The organism is Dehalococcoidia bacterium (assembly GCA_035574915.1).
GTDB lineage: Bacteria > Chloroflexota > Dehalococcoidia > DSTF01 > WHTK01 > DATLYJ01.
Map to the genome: position 1 here is coordinate 15,357 of DATLYJ010000063.1, position 15,901 is coordinate 31,257.

The following is a 15,901-nucleotide window of genomic DNA, read 5'->3' on the forward strand; positions in this document are numbered from 1 at the left end:
TCAGGAGAAGCCGATATGCCTGTACGAGAGATACACGTCGACACCATCCGCGACAAGGTCGCAGAGCTCTGCATCGAAGCCACGCACAAGCTGCCGGAAGACGTCGAAGCCGGCCTCAGGCGCGCGGAGCAGACTGAAAAAGCGCCGCTCGCGAAGCAGATCATCGTCGAGCTGCTTGAGAATGCGGAGTTCGCGCGCACCAATCTCGTGCCGCTCTGCCAGGACACGGGCACCACGGTCGTGTTCGTCGACCTCGGCCAGGACGTGCACGTCGTCGGCGGCTCCCTCGAAGATGCCATCAACCAGGGAGTAGGCAAGGGCTACACGGAGGGCTACCTGCGCGCATCCGTAGTCGCAAACCCGTTGACTACGCGGGAGAACACGAAGAACAACACCCCCGCCGTCATCCATTACGAGGTCGTCCCCGGCGACAGGCTCCATCTCAAGATCATGCCCAAGGGCGCCGGCTGCGAGAACATGAGCCGTTTCGCGAACTTCCTGCCGCGCGCCGGCAAGGACGCGATCGTCGAGTTCCTCTTGCGCACGGTCGAAGAATCGGGCGGCAATCCCTGCCCGCCGCTAGTCATCGGCGTCGGCATCGGCGGCACGGCGGAGTACGCGATGGCGCTGGCCAAGAAGGCGGTCACGCGCGGCGTTGGCAATCCGAACCCCGACCCGGAGGTCGCCGCGCTCGAGCGCGAAATGCTGGAAAAGGTGAATGCCCTGGGCATTGGGCCGCAGGCGGTAGGAGGCACGAACACCGCGCTCACGGTGAACGTCCTCACCTACCCCACCCACATCGCCTCGCTGCCGGTCGGCATCAACATCCAGTGCCATAGCGCCCGCCTCAAAGAAGCGACCCTCTAGGAGGCCGCGATGGTCGAGTCACGCATGGTCAGCGAGAGCCTCGCCGCTGCTCTGAATGAGCAGGTCGGCAGGGAATTCGCCGCCAGTCTGCGCTACACCAGCATCGCTTCCTATTTCGCGGCCCGCGAGCTCCACCTCCTCGCCAAGCTCTTCCGCGAGCAGGCGGACGAGGAGCGCGGGCATGCCCTCAAGCTCATCGAGTACCTGGAGCAGGCCGGCGCCCCCGTGCGCATCCCGGCCATCCCCGCGCCAGAGCACGACTTCGCGAGCGCCGTCGAGGCCGTACGCGCCGCGCTACAGTGGGAGCTGGAGGTCACGGGCCAGTTCAACCGCCTCATGGAGCAGGCCTCCAGGGAAAATGACTACCTGGCCCAGGAGTTCCTCGGCTGGTTCGTCACCGAGCAGCTGGAAGAGGTGGCGAAGATGCGGCGGCTCTATCAGGTCGTGAGCACGGCCCGCAACAACCTCCTCATGGTAGAGGCGTACCTGGTGCACGGGGAGTAAGGCCATGGCAGTGCGCACCAACTACCGCTACATCCCACCCCTGGACCCGGGGGCCGAAAAGGCTTGCCGACTCACCAGGGACACAGCGGCCGCCCGCGCCGAGCCGCCTGATGTGTTCTTCGCGACCGCAACGAGACAGGAGGTGCTTCCGGACGGTTACGAGCTCCGGTTCTCGGCCGGCCCCGGCATCGCCGAGCGAATCGACACCTTCATTAGTGAGGAGCAGGAGTGCTGTCCCTTCTTCGCCTTCGAGCGCTGGCGGGAAGACGGCGACGAGGTCCTGCGCATTCTCCGTATCGACGACGACCCGGAGACGCCCGAGTCGCTTCCGGAAACCGTACTGCGTCCGAGGGGGGACTGATATGGCAGAGATGCGGGTCGTCCGGCCCCACGAGCGCGACCGCAGCACCGCCCAGACCCCCGGCATGGACCGCGCCGAGGGTGTCGGCGCCTGCACCGTTGGCGCTTCTAGCATCTGGGCCGGCCACGTCACGGTTGGCCCGGGCGTGAAGTCCGGCGCCCATCACCACGGGGAGACCGAGAGCGCGATCTACATCATCAGTGGCCGCGCCCGCTTTCGCTACGGCGACCACCTCGAGCACACGATCGAGGCGAACGCCGGCGACTTCATCTATGTCCCACCCTACATCGTCCACCAGGAGATCAACGCGAGCGACGACGAACCCGTCGAGATGATCGTCACCCGCGGCTCCCAGGAGAACATCGTCGTCAACGTCGATATCCCTGAAGCGAAGGGGCCGTCCTGAGCCTAGTCCAAGGAGTCTGAACATGGCAGTCGAGCGCATAAGCGATATGGAGGTCCTCCTCCGGCCTCCGTTCACTGACGAAGACGTCGAACAGCTGAAAATCGGGGACCACGTGCGCATAACCGGCACCATCTACACGGCGCGCGACGCTGCCCACAAGCGCATGGTCGATACGCTCGACGCCGGCGGCCAGCTGCCCATCGACATCAAGGGCCAGCTCATCTACTACGTCGGCCCCACGCCCGCGAGGCCCGGTCGCGTCGTCGGTTCCGTCGGCCCGACCACCTCGATGCGCATGGACCCCTTCACGCCTCGCTTGCTGGCCGAAGGCATGAAGATCTGCATGGGCAAGGGCAACCGCGGGCCTGAGGTCCAGGAGGCCCTGAAGAAATACAAGGGGTGCTACCTGATGGCCGTCGGCGGCGCTGGCGCCATGCTCTCCCAGTACGTCAAGAAGGTCGAAGTCGTCGCCTACGAGGACCTGGGCACCGAGTCCATCAAGCGCATGGAGGTCGAGAACTTCCCCGCCGTGGTCATGGACGACTGCTACGGCCGCGACCTCCTGATGGAAGGCCGCAAGAGCTGGCGTGACCTCTCGAAGCTCGGCTCTTACAAGCCCAGCGAGAAGATCGTCATCGCCGCCGGGTAACCGGGCGCCGCTCGTCTCGCCTCAGGTCAGGCCGCACCTCAGCAGCCAGCCCGGCTCGTCACTGCGCCCTGCGAGCTCGTGCCGGACTCGCATCGCGTCAACAAGGCAGGCTGGTTCTGCCCGGCATCGGACCCCTTTCATCGCGGCTCTCCAGCCGCGGTATGATCGATGCCAGGAGTCTGAGGTCTAAGCCCTATGGCCAGGGAACATCCAGGCTACAAAGAACGGATTGTGACGGATCCCAGAGTCATGGTCGGGAAGCCCGTCGTCAGGGGGACGCGCATTCCTGTCGAGGCCGTACTCGCCCACCTGGCAGACAACCCGGACCTCGATGACCTCTTCCAGGCTTATCCGCGACTGACGAAGGAAGACGTCAAGGCCTACCTCGCTTTCGCCAGCGAGCGAGTGAGAGGGACTCCAGTCCGCGGTCCCGTGAGGTTCCTGCTGGACGAGAGCGTAGATGCCCGTCTCGCATACACCCTCAGAACCCACTCTCACGAAGCAACCGTGGTCGGAGTCGACCATCCGAACTCCATTACAGACGAAGACGTCCTCGCCATCGCCCGGCGCGAGGGCCGGATCCTCATCACCAACGATCGCGACTTCGGCGAGCTCGTCTTCAAGCAAGGCCGCCTGCACGCCTGCACGCAGGAGTACCCTACTTCCGTCTCACCACCCGGGTCTTTCGACAAGTGGAGCAGGGCTACTTGATGTCCTCGGGCGCTACGGCGACAAAATCGAGGACTTCGTAGTAATCACCGACCATCGAATACGCGTGCGACGGCAGACGGGCTCTCCTCATAGAGATTGACTCACGCCTGCCCCGCGAGTCCGGCCCGGCGGGTCGAGCGGCCTACGCGATCCCCAGCTCGGCCTTCACCCGCCGCACCGCCTCGATCATCACGCGGATCTTCGCCGCCGCTTCCTCCCAGGTGCGCGTCTTCAGCCCGCAGTCCGGGTCGACGTAGATCTTCTCCGGCGGCAGGACCTCCAGGGCGAGCTTGATGCCCCTTACGACCTCCTCCACCGTCTCCACTCTGTGCGTGTGCACGTCGAGCACGCCAAGGCCCAACTCGGCGTTGAACCCCTTGCGCTTCATTATGTCGATGAGGTCGTAGCCCGAGTTCGCCATTTCCAGGTCGAACTGGTCAACCGGCATCTTGATCAGCTCGTCATACGCCGGGGCGAAGTCGCCGTAGCAAATGTGCGTGATGGTCTTCGCCTTGAGGTTCTTCGTAACGACCCCCATCGCCTCATTCGCCAGGGCGATGTCTTCGAAGCGCGTCGAAACCGCAGGCTCGTCGATCTGGATATACTGCGCCCCGGCCGCATCGAGCGCCTCAGCCTCCTGGCGGATCACCTCTGCCATCGCCATCACGGCCTCGCGGCGGCTCGGGTAGTACTCGTCGAAGGACCACTCGACCATGGTGTAAGGGCCCGTGAGCATGCCCTTCACCGGCTTGGAGGTCAGTGACTGCGCGTACTTCCACATGTCGACCGTCACCGGCTTCTCCCAGCGCAGCGCGCCGTCGATCACCGGCTTGTGGTAGTAGCGGTTGCCGTAGGAGCGCACGAGGCCCCCGATGTGCATGGACGGGAACTCCTCCGCGAAGTACGCGACCATGTCGCCGCGCTCCATCTCGCCGTGCACCAGGATGTCGAGCCCAAGCTCCTCCTGCAGCTCGATGACCTCTTTCGTGGCCTGCAGCGTCAGGCGCTCCAGCTCCGCTTTGTCCAGCCGTCCCGCGGCGTACTCGTTGCGGGCCTTCTGGAGGTAGTCGGGCTTGCCAAACGAGCCTACGCTCGTGGTCAGGAGTCCCGTCCTGGCCCGCTGCGTGGCCTCCGGCGCCGGTTGCCTGTTCGCGGTTGTCGTCATCCCAATGCCTCCCGGGCCTTCTTCACGCCCTCAACCAGGCGCACCAGTTTGTCGTACGCCTGCTCGCGCGGGAGGAACTCCAGGCCCATGTTTGGGTTCACATACAGGTTAGCAGAGCCGGCAACCTCCACCGCCTCCCGCACCCGCGCCACGATCTGCTCCACTGTCTCCAGGCGCGTGTTGCGCGAGTCGACCACCCCTGCCGCCAGCTTCCGCGGCCGCGGGCCGGCCCTGATCTGCTCGCTGCCCCTGGGGTCCACGTAGTCCACCCCCACGGTAGTGAACCCGGCCTCGATCGCGGGGCCCAGCGCGGCGCCCGGGACGCCAAAGTAGAAGTAGACGGCAGTCTCGGCGTTCACTCCGTCGAGGAGCCGCCGCCACACCTTAGCGGCGAAGGACGCGTCCTCCTGAAAGCGGCAGGCGGCGGGTTCGTTGAACTGCACGAGGGTCGCTCCCGCTGCCACCAGCGCCTTCGCTTCCCGGTTCAGCGCCTCTGCGAAGGCCAGCGCGACGCTGACCGTGTCGGCGTAATGCTCGTTCTTCGAGAGCCTCGCCAGAGTCAACGGGCCGGTCAGTACCGGCTTTACTGGCCTCTCGCTGTTCGCTTTCGCGAACTCGAAGTCCCGCACCGTGATCGGGCCCTTCCAGGCGATGGGGCCTTTGATCAGCGGCTCACGGTAGAAGGTGTTGGTGTCGAAAAAGCGGATCAGGCCAGTGATCTCGATGCCGGCCATGGCGCCCGCGAGATAGGTCTGCTCGTCGTCCCAGCGGATCTGGCCGTCGGTGACGAGCTCCACGCCGGCTTCGGCCTGCTCTTTGAGGACCTCGATGGTGACCTGATCCTGGACCTTCCTGACGTCCTCCCAGGTGATCTCGCCCCTGTCGAACCGGGCATAGGCGTTGCGAAGCCGCGCCGGCCGCGGCCGGTTAGGGATTTTCGGATAGTTACCGACGACGGTGATGATCAAGCCTCACTCCTTTGAGGGCCGCCGGCGGGCTCTTGGCCCTCTGTCCTGTCTCAAAGGGAAGTCACCGAGGGTTCTGCTCTCGACGCGAAAAGCGAGGGCGCGGAGACCCTCGCTCACGTTACCAGCGGACGCCTGAGTCTAGCACTGGGCCAAAATTCCGATCAACGCGAGCCCCCCGCGGCTACTCCCATGATGCCCGCCCCGACAGCCCCCGCCACAGGCGGCCGGGCCAGGCTTCAGCCCTCCAGCCACTCTAGTGTCATCGAGACGCACCTGTCAGCTGCCCCGCCGCCGGCATCGAGCCAGTGGATCCTCGGGTCCGACTCTTTGAACCAGGCCGCCTGGTTCCGCGCCAGGCGATGCGTGGCGATCTTCGTGCGCGCGATCGCCTCCTCGAGGCTTATGACCCCGTCGAGATAGAGGCCGGCCTCCCTGTATCCGATGCCGGAGCGAACCGGACGCGCTTCGCCGTAGCCCGCGGCGCGTAGCCGCTCGACCTCCTGCACGAGCCCGGCGGCGTACATCTCCTCGACGCGGCGGTCGATACGCGCGTGCAGGTCGGCCCGCGGGCAGCGCAGGCCTAGCACCAGCACCTCCGCATCGACCGGATGGCGCGCCCGGCAGGCGGACAGGGGCCTGCCGTCCCGCTCGATGACCTCCAGGGCCCGCACGACCCGCCGGACGTTGCGGTAGTCGATGCGCGCGGCCGCGTCCGGGTCCGCCTGCGCGAGCCTGGCGTGCAGTGCCTCCGCCCCGTGCTCCGCCGCGAAGCGCTCCAGCGCCTCGCGCAGCTCCCTGTCCGGTGCCACGCGCGGCACTTCCCAGCCCTCCAGCAGCGCCCAGACGTACTGGCCGCTGCCTCCGCAGACGATGGGCACTTTATGTCTGGCCCAGATGTCCTCCAGGGCTGCCCGCGCCAGGTCCAGATAGCGGGCGAGCGAGAGCTCTTCGTCCGGCTCCAGCACGTCGACTAGGTGGTGCGGGACCAGGCGCCGTTGCGCCGGCGAGGGCTTTGCCGTGCCGATGTCCATCCCCCGGTACACCTGGAAGGCATCGGCGCCCACGACTTCGCCCCCGGCGGCGAGCGCGACCGCGACCGCCGCCTCGGTCTTGCCGGTGGCTGTCTGCCCCACGATGGCGACGAGCGGACGGCGGCGCGGCATTGCTAACGGCCGATCGCGGCCACCTTCCGCACCATCTCGACGAAGGAGGCCGCGACGAGCGACGCTCCGCCAACCAGCCCCCCATCGACGTCCGGCTGCGCCACGAAGTCGGCGATGTTGTCCGGCGTCACGCTGCCGCCGTAGAGGATCCGGACCTGGCTCGCGGCCTCGGCGCCAACTATGTCAGCAAGCTCGCCGCGGATGAACGCGATCGCCTCCTGGGCATCGGACGGCGTCGCCGCGACGCCCGTGCCGATGGCCCATACGGGCTCATAGGCGACCACTGTCGTCTCCGGAGGGACCGCCGGCTGGCCTTCGAAGGCTCCGCGCACCTGGCGCCGCAGCACGGCCTTCGTCTCGCCCGCCTGGCGCTGAGCCCCCGTCTCACCGACGCAGACGATCGGCTTCAGTCCCGCCGCCACGGCGGCCCGGAGCTTCTTGCTCACCGTCTCGTCGGTCTCGCAGAAGTACTGACGGCGTTCGGAGTGGCCGATGATAACGTACTCCGCGAGGCCCGCCAGCATTGCCGCGCTGACCTCGCCCGTGAAGGCCCCTTTCTCCTCCCAGTGCATGTTCTGCGCGCCCACCTTCACGGGCGAGCCCTCACATGCCTTCGCGACGGCGCCGAGGAAGACGAACGGCGGGCAGACCACCTTCTCGATGCCGCCGGAGGCGTCGTCCGCTTCAGCAAGGGCCTCGCGGAGCGCCCGCGCCAGTTCGATGGCGCTGTCCGCGGTCGTGTTCATCTTCCAGTTCCCGGCGACGATCGGCGTTCGCGGCATCTCAGGCTCCGTACTTCATCAGCCGTCCCGCGTGCGCCAGCGCGAGCGGCATCACGTCCACCGCCGGGAAGATGCCGAGCGACCCCCGCGCGCAGTCGGGCTCGTTGAACTCGCGCACGGGGTCGGCGCGGATGAACTTCGACTTGATCATGAATGGCACCGGGTGCCAGCTGTGGGCCGCCATTATCGCCGGCGTCGAATGGTCGCCGGCAACGATGAGCACGTCCGGGTCGAGTTCCCGCAGGTCCGGCACCAGCTTGTCGAACTCCTCCAGCGCGTGCACCTTGGCATGGAAGTCCCCGTCCTCACCCGCGGCGTCGGCCTTCTTGAAGTGATAGAAGAAGAAGTCGAATTCATCCCAGCGCGAGCGCATCGCCTCCAGCTGACTCGCAGGCGTCCCGCCGCCCGGGGCCACGGTCATCCCCACCAGTTTCGCCAGCCCCCGGTACATCGGGTACACGGCGAAGGCGCCACAGCGCATCTGCGCGACCTCCGGGAGGGCGGGCCACGAGGGATAGCGCGCGAATCCCCGCAGCAGGATGCCGTTAGCCTGCGGATGGTCGCCGATGACCTCGCGCGCCTTCCTGATGAACCGGTTAGCGAGGTCCGCGGTCGGCTCCGCCTCCGGCACAACCGCCCTCACGGGCAGTGGAGGTACGCCCTCGCGCTCAGGGTCCGTCTGCCGCAGACGGTCGTCCAGCCCCTCGCCGCGCAGGACGAGGACGAAACGGTGCTCCCGCACCGGCTCGACCAGCACTTCGACGCCCGGGAGGCGGATTTGCCGGAGCTTTTCGACGAGGCCCGCCGTCACCTCCGTTGACACGCGGCCGGCGCGCCGGTCCGTGATCCGCCCCTCAGCGTCCAGCGTGCAGAAGTTGCCCCTTGCCGCGACGTCCGACGGTTGCAGGTCGAAGTCAATGCCCAGCGCCTCGAGGACGCCGCGCCCGACCTCGTACTTCAGCGGCTCGTAGCCGAACAGGGCCAGGTGCCCCGGCCCGCTGCCCGGCGTTATCCCGGCCCCGACGGGCACCGTGAGGCCGCAATTCGAATCCTCCGCCAGCCGGTTGAGGTTGGGGATGGAGGCGGTCTCGAGCTCCGTGCGCTTGGTGTCCGGGTGAGGCAGCCCCCCGAGGCCGTCGATGACGCAGAGCAGGATCTTGGTGGAGGCGGGAGTCGCGAGCGACCGCAACAGCTCGATGTCCATGAGCCGATTCTAAGGTGCCTCCGCGCTGCGGGGAATCAAGCGTCGTCCAGAGCGGCCACGCCGGGCAGGACCCGGCCTTCGAGGAACTCGAGCGAGGCGCCCCCGCCGGTAGAGACGTGCGTGTAGCGGTCCCGCAGTCCTGCCTGCTCTACGAGCGCGGCCGTCTCCCCGCCGCCGATGACCACTGTCGAGCGCAGGTCGGCGAGGTACAGCGCCAGCGAGAGGGACCCCTCCGCGAACGCCGGGAACTCCGCCACGCCCAGCGTCCCGTTCCAGAAGATGGTGCCGCAGTCATCCAGGGCGTCCCGAAACGTGCTGAGCGTGTCGTGCCCCACGTCCATAATCCGCCAGTTGGGCGGGATCCCCCCTACCGAGACCGTCATGTGCTCCGCGTCCGCCGCGAACTCCTCCGCGATGACCACGTCCGTCGGCAGCAGCACTGGCACGCCTCGCTGCTCGGCCTGCTTCAGGATGTCCCGCGCCGTCTCGATGTAGTCATCCTCCACCAGCGACTGCCCCACCGGCGTGCCCAGGGCCTTGAGGAAGGTCGAGGCAATGCCGCCGCCGAGCAGGAGGATGTCGATCTTGGGGAGGAGGTGCGTGAGCACCCCGATCTTGGTGCTGATCTTCGCCCCGCCGAGGATGGCCGCGAAGGGCCGCGCGGGATTGGTGAGCAACCGCCCCAGCACCTCCAGTTCCTTCATCATCAAGAAGCCCGCCACGGCCGGCAGCAGCCGCGCAACCCCTTCTGTCGAAGCGTGCGCGCGGTGCGCCGTGCCGAAGGCGTCGTTCACGTAGATATCCGCGAGCGACGCCAGCCGGCGCGCGAACTCCGGGTCGTTCTTTTCTTCCTCCGCGTGAAACCTCAGGTTCTCGAGGAGCAGTATCTCGCCCGGCTTCAGTTCCGCGACGGCCGCCTCGACCTCAGGCCCCACACAGTCGGGCGCGGTCTTCACCGGCCGGCCGAGTAGCTGCGCCAGCCTCTCAGCCACCGGGCGCAGCCGCAGCGACTCCACCACCTTCCCGTCCGGTCGGCCGAGGTGCGAGCAAAGGATCACCGCGGCGTTCCGGTCCCGGAGATACTCGATTGTCGGCAGGGCGGCACGGATTCGGTTGTCGTCCGCAATCGCGCCCGTCCGGTCGAATGGGACGTTGAAATCGACTCGCACCAGGACGCGCTTGCCGTCGACGTTGACGTCCCTGACTGTCTTCTTCATCCAGGCCCTCCGGATCAGCGCAGCAGCGCCGACAGTGCTTCGCGCTCGCCTTGGCTGAGGTTAGTGCCTTCCAGTGCTGCGCGCGCGCTCCCCAGTCTCGAAGTCTCGCCAGCCGCGGCCTCGCTGACCGCGGCCCCGAAGCGGCCCAGCGCGGCCACGGTTGCCTCGTCCTTGCCGGCCGCCCGGCCCGCCAGCTCGCCGGCCATGCGGCCAAGCGCTCCCCTTGCATCACCCGCCGCCAGCGCCTCCCAAACGCCCAGGGCTAGGGTGTCGAAAGCCGCCGCCAGCCCCGGCCGGCGCCCACCCTCGGAAGACTCGATTTCGGAAAGCGCGACATGCGCCAGGCCAAACAGCGCGTCGGCCGAGTTTAGCGCCAGCGGCAGACCGTGCTTGGCCTGCACCTGCCCGCCGCCTCGCTCCGCCTCGGGATCCAGCGACCGCAGTGCCGCCGAGGCAACCTCCGTGAGGGCCACCGCCAGCGCGACCCCGCGCGATAGCTCGCCGCCGACGCCCAAGGCCTGCCCGACCGCCGCGCACAGCGGCCCCGCACCCAGGCCTTCGCTGGCGCTCGCCACGTGCTCGAGCACCAGGGCATTCTGTGCCGCCTCGTGCCGGCGCACGAAGCGCTCTACTTCCGCCAGGACCTCGTCACCCAGCGCCTTCACCTCGCTGCCGCAGCCATGCTCCAGGGGCGCACCCTCACGCCGCGCCGGCCTGCTGCACGCGCCCCCGCTGCCCGGCCGCCGGTCATTGCGGCTCGATCTTTCCGATGCGCGCCGTATGCCGTCCGCCCTCGAAAGCCGTCGTCATGAACACCCGCACGACCTCCTTCGCCGTCTCCAGGCCCACGACTCGTTGGCCGAGGGAGAGCATGTTCGCATCGTTATGCTGCCGTGCCAGGCGGGCCGTAGTCGCGTCCCAGCACAGCGCGCAGCGGATGCCCCTCACCTTATTGGCCACGATCTGCTCCCCGTTTCCGGAGCCGCCGAGCACTATGCCCCGGTCGAATTCTCCCCGCGCGACCGCCTCGGCGACGGGCCGTATGTAGTCCGGGTAGTCGACCGCTTCCTCGCTGTTGGTGCCGAAGTCCGTCACCTCGTGCCCCATCTCCCGCAAGAGGTCCACGAAGACGGCCTTATAAGCCACCCCGGCGTGGTCGGACCCGATCGCTACCCTCATCGGGAGGCCGGCGCCCCTGTTGCCGCGGCGATCTCGGGCGGAGGGATGGCTCCCTCGCGCAGCACCACGGGCGGCGACACCGTGCAGTCGACGATCGTCGAAGGACGACCCTTCGGGCAGGCGCCGCCGTCGAGCACGAGGTCGACCGCCTCACCCAGCGCCTCCAGGACGTCCCTCGCCGTGACCGGCTCCGGGCCGCCGCTGAGGTTCGCGCTCGTCCCCGTGACCGGCTTCCCGAGGCCCTTGACCACCGCCAGCGCGACCGGATGGTCAGGCGCCCGCAGCGCTACCGTATCGCCGCCCGCGAGCGCCGCCGACTCGAAGTCCGGGCGCCGCTTCACCACGAGGGTCAGCGCCCCCGGCCAGTAGCGCCGCGCCAGCGCCTCGGCCTCAGGCGTCAGTTGGCCGTAGCGGGCTGCCATTTCCAGGCCGGACACGAAGAGCGGCAGCGGCTTGCCGCCCTCGCGGCCCTTCACGTCGAACACCCGCTCGACGGCCGCCGGGTTCGTGGCGTCCGCGGCCAGCGCGTACAATGTATCCGTGGGGAAGGCGACAACGCCGCCTTCCTTCAGCTTTTCGACCGCGAGAGCGACACCGGATTCGGCTTCGATTACGTTGCTCATGAGCCGTCGGGAGCTTGACGCGAGTATATCACGGTGCTAGCCTCTACCCATCCCTGAACCGCGAATCCACCTAAGCATTTGACTGGATCGGCGTCCCACCCCAGCACCTCCGGCGACCAGGAGGTTGCCGCCTACCTGGCGCAGGCCGAGGGCGGCGCCCGGGAGGCAGACGCCCATCCCCGGCCGCGCGAGTCCGTCGTCATCCTCGACTTCGGCTCCCAGTACAGCCTCCTCATCGCCCGCCGCGTCCGCGAGTGTGGCGTGTACTGCGAACTGCTCCCCCACGATGCCCCCTACGAGGAGGTAGCGCGCCTGAACCCGCGCGCCTTCATCCTCTCCGGCGGCCCCGCCAGCGTGTACGAGCCGGGCGCGCCCCAGGCGCCCGCTTACGTTTTCGAGTCCGGCCTGCCGGTCCTTGGCATCTGTTACGGCATGCAGCTGCTCGCTCACCAGCTCGGCGGCAAGGTGACACCGGGCCAGCGCCGGGAGTACGGCCCCGCCACCATAGAAGTGCACGAGCCAGCCGCGCTCTTCCGGTCACTGCCGACTTCCTTGCCGGTGTGGATGAGCCACGGCGATCACGTCAGCCAGCTTCCGCCCGGCTTCCGCCAGCTCGCCAGCTCCGCAAACTCGCCTTACGCCGCCATCGGCGACGGCCGCGGACGCATCGGCATCCAGTTCCACCCGGAGGTAGTGCACACGCCCCAGGGGACCGAAATGCTCCGCAACTTCCTCTTCGACGTTGCCCATTGCGAGGGCGGTTGGACCGCGAAGTCCATCGTCGCCGCCGCCGTCGAGCAAGTCCGGCGCCAGGTCGGCGATGGCAAGGCGATCTGCGCCCTCTCCGGCGGCGTCGACTCTGCCGTGGCCGCCGCGATCACTTACGCCGCCATCGGAGACCAGCTCACCTGCGTCTTCGTGAACAACGGTGTCATGCGCCGCGGCGAGCCCGAGCAGGTGCGCGAGACCTTCGAGCGCCATATGGGCATGAAGCTCATCTTCCTGGACGAAAGCCGCCGCTTCTTCGAGCAGCTCCGCGGCGTCACCGACCCGGAGACCAAGCGCAAGCGCATCGGCGAGACCTTCGTCCGCGTCTTTGAGGAGACCGCCGCCGAATTCGGCCACATCGACTTCATGGTCCAGGGCACAACATACCCGGACGTCATCGAGAGCGGGCAGACGGCATCGAAGGGCTCAGCCGCCCGCGTGATCAAGACCCACCACAACGTCGGCGGGCTGCCGGAGGACATGGTGCTGCAGCTCGTCGAGCCGCTGCGCTACCTCTTCAAGGACGAAGTCCGCAAAGCCGGCCTGGAGCTCGGCCTGCCCGAAGAAATCGTCAACCGTCATCCTTTCCCGGGGCCAGGGCTTGCGATCAGGATCATCGGCGAGGTCACGCCGGAAAAGGTCGCCACCCTCCAGGCAGCCGACGCGATCGTGATGGAGGAGGTCCGCGCCGCCGGCCTCTACGACGACCTCTGGCAAGCATTTGCCGTCCTTACCGGCACCCGCAGCGTCGGCGTCCAGGGGGACTACCGCACCTACGGCAACGTCATCGCCCTCCGCGCCGTCACCGCGGACGACGCCATGACCGCGGACTGGGCCCGCCTCCCCTACGACCTCCTCGCCCGCATCTCGAACCGCATCGTGAATGAGGTCCCGGACGTAAACCGTGTCGTCTACGACATCACCTCGAAGCCGCCCGGCACAATCGAGTGGGAGTGACGTTGTAGCATGCTACAACATCACGTAGGATCGCCTCGTGATCTCTACTGAAGGTATGCTTACCGTCCACGAAGCCGCAAAGCGTCTCAACAGGTCGACGGAGCAGGTCCGCCGCTACCTGCGGGAGGGCAAGCTCAAGGGCCAGCGCATCGGCAACCAGTGGTTCGTCGATGAAAAAGACCTGGGGAATGCCACCAGCGCGGCGAAGCATCGTCCCCTCATTCCACTGGAGGTGCAGGAGCGGGCTCGCCAGAGTCGGGAGGCAATATTCAAGAGGACCGGCATCCTGTTTGACGTAGTTGCCGATCTTCACGCCGACAGAGAGGCCCGCTGATCGAGTATTCCATCGACGCTAGCACCGTACTTGCCTACGTCCTGCGCGAGGCCCACACTCGGGCCGTGGCTGCCTTCTTAGAGGCCCTCGCCGACTCTGACCGGCTCTTTGCTCCCGGCCTCCTGCTCGCCGAGTGCACTTCTGTCCTCCGGAGAAAGGTCCACGGCAGGATACTCACTGACGAGGAAGCTGCGACCGCGCTCGAGGTCGCCCTGTCTCTGCCGATAACTACAGTCCTCGAAGTGGAACAGCACAGGCTAGCCATGACGTTCTCCGCCCGCCGGAACAAATCCAGGGCCTACGACGAGCACTATCTTGCCGTCGCCGCCCTTTCCGGCACCGAGATAGTGACGATTGATGGCGGCATGTACCAGGGCGCAGTAGAGATGGGGATACCGGCGAGGCTGCTTAGATGAACGTACTCCTCATCGGCGGTGGCGGCCGCGAGCACGCCATCGCCTGGAAGCTCCGTCAGTCCCCGAAGCTCACGGACCTGCACATCGCCCCCGGGAACGCCGGCACGGCCGCCCTCGGACACAACGTCGACCTGCCGATACCCAGGACCGGCTCGCCCCCCGAAGCCGTCGAACCATACCTCGAAGCCGCGACGAGGCTCGCCCGAGAGCTGCGAGCGGACCTCGTGTTCGTCGCGCCGGACGACCCCCTCTCCTGGGGCCTCGTCGACCGCCTCCTGGCTGCGGGCATCGCCGCCTTCGGGCCGACAAAGGCCGCGGCCGAGATCGAGGCCAGTAAGGCCTGGGCCGCCGGCTTCATGGCCCGCCACGGCATCCCCCACCCCTGGACCGCCACCTTTTCCGACCTCCAGCAGGCCCGGGCCTTCGTCCGCGAGCAGCGGGCGCAGGTCGTGGTCAAGGCCAGCGGCCTGGCCGCCGGCAAGGGAGCCATCGTTACGTCGACTACCGACGAGGCGTTGCGGGCGCTCGATGACCTCATGGAAGGCCGCGCCGTCGGCGACGCCGGCCGCACCGTGGTCGTGATGGAGCGCCTCTTCGGCCCCGAGACCTCTGCCCACGCCTTCACGGACGGTAAGACGGTCCTCCACATGCCGCTGTCCTGCGACCACAAGACCGTGTTCGATGGCGGCGTCGGGCCTAACACCGGCGGCATGGGCGTCTACAGCCCGCCGCCCTGGGTCAGCGCCGATCTCGAGGCGCAGATCCAGCGCACCGTCACCGAGGCCGCCGTCGCCGGCATGGCCGCGGAGGGCAGGCCCTACCGCGGTGTCATCTACCCCGGCATCATGGTCACAGCCGATGGCGTACGCGTGATCGAGTTCAATGCCCGGTTCGGCGACCCCGAGGCCCAGGCGCTCCTCCCCCGTCTCGAAGGCGACCTCCTCGAGGTCGCCTGGGCCTGCGCCAATGGCACACTGGCGCAGGTCGAGGTGCGCTGGCGGCAGGAAGCGTCGGTCTGCGTCGTACTGGCCTCAGGGGGCTATCCAGGCCCCTACGAGACCGGCCTCCCCATCTCCGGCATCGAGGATGTCGACCCGGACGTCCTCGTGTTCCACGCCGGCACCAGGCGGTCTAACGATGCCATCGTGACGAACGGCGGCCGCGTGCTGAACGTCGTCGCCCTGGGCGCGGACCTGGAGGAGGCCCGGCGTAAGGCATACGCCAACGTCGAGCGGGTCCGCTTCGAGGGCATGCATTACCGGCGGGACATCGGGCTGGTGGAGAGGGCGGGCGCGCATGTTTCGAGCTAATGCCGAGGCGCAAGCAGTCGAGATGTTCCCCGGGGTCGTCCGCCGCACCCTGAACAGCGGCGACCGCACCACGCTGGTGGAGATCACGCTCGCGAAGGGCTCGTCCGTCCCAGTCCACACCCATCCCCATGAGCAGATCGGCTACGTCGTCAGCGGCCGCGTCCTCTTCCGCATCGGCGACGGCTCGCGCGAGCTGGCCGCAGGGGACAGCTACTGCGTCCCGGGCGGCGAGGAGCACGGCGTCGACGCCCTCGAAGATGCCATCTGCATCGACATCTTCTCCCCCGTCCGCGATGAGTATCTCTAGGACCTCAGCA

The 15,901-nt window shown here is 67.6% G+C and carries 20 protein-coding genes; 11 read left to right on the forward strand and 9 right to left on the reverse strand.

Annotated elements, in window-relative coordinates:
• Positions 1 to 15: 15 nt before the first annotated feature.
• The 6 genes from VNN10_05940 (at position 16) to VNN10_05965 (ending at position 3,498) form a co-directional block, all read left to right on the forward strand.
• On the forward strand, positions 16 to 867 hold the full coding sequence (locus VNN10_05940) for a fumarate hydratase (GenBank protein HXH21550.1): 852 nt from the start codon (positions 16 to 18) through the stop codon (positions 865 to 867).
• 9 nt (positions 868 to 876) lie between these two features.
• A complete protein-coding gene (locus VNN10_05945) occupies positions 877 to 1,371 on the forward strand; it encodes a ferritin (GenBank protein HXH21551.1) in 495 nt (164 codons plus the stop codon).
• A gap of 4 nt (positions 1,372 to 1,375) precedes the next feature.
• A complete protein-coding gene (locus VNN10_05950) occupies positions 1,376 to 1,732 on the forward strand; it encodes a hypothetical protein (GenBank protein HXH21552.1) in 357 nt (118 codons plus the stop codon).
• A 1-nt stretch (position 1,733) separates the two neighbouring features.
• A complete protein-coding gene (locus tag VNN10_05955) occupies positions 1,734 to 2,138 on the forward strand; it encodes a cupin domain-containing protein (GenBank protein HXH21553.1) in 405 nt (134 codons plus the stop codon).
• A 22-nt stretch (positions 2,139 to 2,160) separates the two neighbouring features.
• A complete protein-coding gene (locus VNN10_05960; GenBank protein ID HXH21554.1) occupies positions 2,161 to 2,787 on the forward strand; it encodes a Fe-S-containing hydro-lyase in 627 nt (208 codons plus the stop codon).
• A 231-nt stretch (positions 2,788 to 3,018) separates the two neighbouring features.
• Positions 3,019 to 3,498, forward strand: coding sequence for a DUF5615 family PIN-like protein (locus VNN10_05965; protein HXH21555.1), 480 nt, complete (start codon positions 3,019 to 3,021; stop codon positions 3,496 to 3,498).
• Between the two features lie 142 nt (positions 3,499 to 3,640).
• Here the strand turns inward: VNN10_05965 and VNN10_05970 are convergent, their stop codons facing one another.
• From VNN10_05970 to VNN10_06010, 9 genes are all read right to left on the reverse strand, one after another.
• Complete coding sequence (locus VNN10_05970) at positions 3,641 to 4,663, reverse strand: methionine synthase (GenBank protein ID HXH21556.1); 1,023 nt, start codon at positions 4,661 to 4,663, stop codon at positions 3,641 to 3,643.
• Positions 4,660 to 5,631, reverse strand: a complete 972-nt coding sequence (locus VNN10_05975) for a methylcobamide--CoM methyltransferase (GenBank protein ID HXH21557.1) — start codon at positions 5,629 to 5,631, stop codon at positions 4,660 to 4,662. Before VNN10_05975 ends, VNN10_05970 begins: the two co-directional genes overlap by 4 nt.
• Before the next feature lie 236 nt (positions 5,632 to 5,867).
• A complete protein-coding gene (miaA, locus tag VNN10_05980; protein HXH21558.1) occupies positions 5,868 to 6,794 on the reverse strand; it encodes a tRNA (adenosine(37)-N6)-dimethylallyltransferase MiaA in 927 nt (308 codons plus the stop codon).
• A 2-nt stretch (positions 6,795 to 6,796) separates the two neighbouring features.
• Positions 6,797 to 7,576 carry a triose-phosphate isomerase gene (gene tpiA / locus VNN10_05985; protein HXH21559.1) on the reverse strand — a complete coding sequence of 260 codons (780 nt, stop codon included), beginning with the start codon at positions 7,574 to 7,576 and terminating at the stop codon, positions 6,797 to 6,799.
• Position 7,577: 1 nt separating this feature from the next.
• On the reverse strand, positions 7,578 to 8,780 hold the full coding sequence (locus tag VNN10_05990) for a 2,3-bisphosphoglycerate-independent phosphoglycerate mutase (protein ID HXH21560.1): 1,203 nt from the start codon (positions 8,778 to 8,780) through the stop codon (positions 7,578 to 7,580).
• Positions 8,781 to 8,815: 35 nt separating this feature from the next.
• Positions 8,816 to 9,997 carry a phosphoglycerate kinase gene (locus tag VNN10_05995; GenBank protein HXH21561.1) on the reverse strand — a complete coding sequence of 394 codons (1,182 nt, stop codon included), beginning with the start codon at positions 9,995 to 9,997 and terminating at the stop codon, positions 8,816 to 8,818.
• Positions 9,998 to 10,011: 14 nt separating this feature from the next.
• Entirely contained in the window at positions 10,012 to 10,662 is a 651-nt protein-coding gene (locus VNN10_06000) for a hypothetical protein (GenBank protein HXH21562.1), read from the reverse strand.
• A gap of 82 nt (positions 10,663 to 10,744) precedes the next feature.
• Positions 10,745 to 11,176 (reverse strand): ribose 5-phosphate isomerase B, encoded by a 432-nt coding sequence (gene rpiB / locus VNN10_06005; GenBank protein HXH21563.1) that lies wholly within the window; start codon positions 11,174 to 11,176, stop codon positions 10,745 to 10,747.
• A complete protein-coding gene (locus VNN10_06010; protein ID HXH21564.1) occupies positions 11,173 to 11,799 on the reverse strand; it encodes an L-threonylcarbamoyladenylate synthase in 627 nt (208 codons plus the stop codon). Before VNN10_06010 ends, rpiB begins: the two co-directional genes overlap by 4 nt.
• A gap of 135 nt (positions 11,800 to 11,934) precedes the next feature.
• Between VNN10_06010 and guaA the strand changes: the two genes are divergently transcribed.
• Genes guaA through VNN10_06035 form a run of 5 tightly spaced genes read left to right on the forward strand, consistent with a single transcriptional unit; the run spans position 11,935 to position 15,891 of the window.
• Positions 11,935 to 13,524: a glutamine-hydrolyzing GMP synthase gene (gene guaA, locus VNN10_06015; protein HXH21565.1), complete on the forward strand. Its 1,590-nt coding sequence runs from the start codon at positions 11,935 to 11,937 to the stop codon at positions 13,522 to 13,524.
• 55 nt (positions 13,525 to 13,579) lie between these two features.
• A complete protein-coding gene (locus VNN10_06020) occupies positions 13,580 to 13,858 on the forward strand; it encodes a helix-turn-helix domain-containing protein (protein ID HXH21566.1) in 279 nt (92 codons plus the stop codon).
• 11 nt (positions 13,859 to 13,869) lie between these two features.
• Positions 13,870 to 14,274 carry a type II toxin-antitoxin system VapC family toxin gene (locus VNN10_06025; GenBank protein ID HXH21567.1) on the forward strand — a complete coding sequence of 135 codons (405 nt, stop codon included), beginning with the start codon at positions 13,870 to 13,872 and terminating at the stop codon, positions 14,272 to 14,274.
• Complete coding sequence (gene purD, locus VNN10_06030; GenBank protein ID HXH21568.1) at positions 14,271 to 15,584, forward strand: phosphoribosylamine--glycine ligase; 1,314 nt, start codon at positions 14,271 to 14,273, stop codon at positions 15,582 to 15,584. The genes VNN10_06025 and purD overlap by 4 nt, the downstream gene beginning before the upstream one ends.
• Entirely contained in the window at positions 15,571 to 15,891 is a 321-nt protein-coding gene (locus tag VNN10_06035) for a cupin domain-containing protein (protein HXH21569.1), read from the forward strand. The genes purD and VNN10_06035 overlap by 14 nt, the downstream gene beginning before the upstream one ends.
• Positions 15,892 to 15,901: the final 10 nt, after the last annotated feature.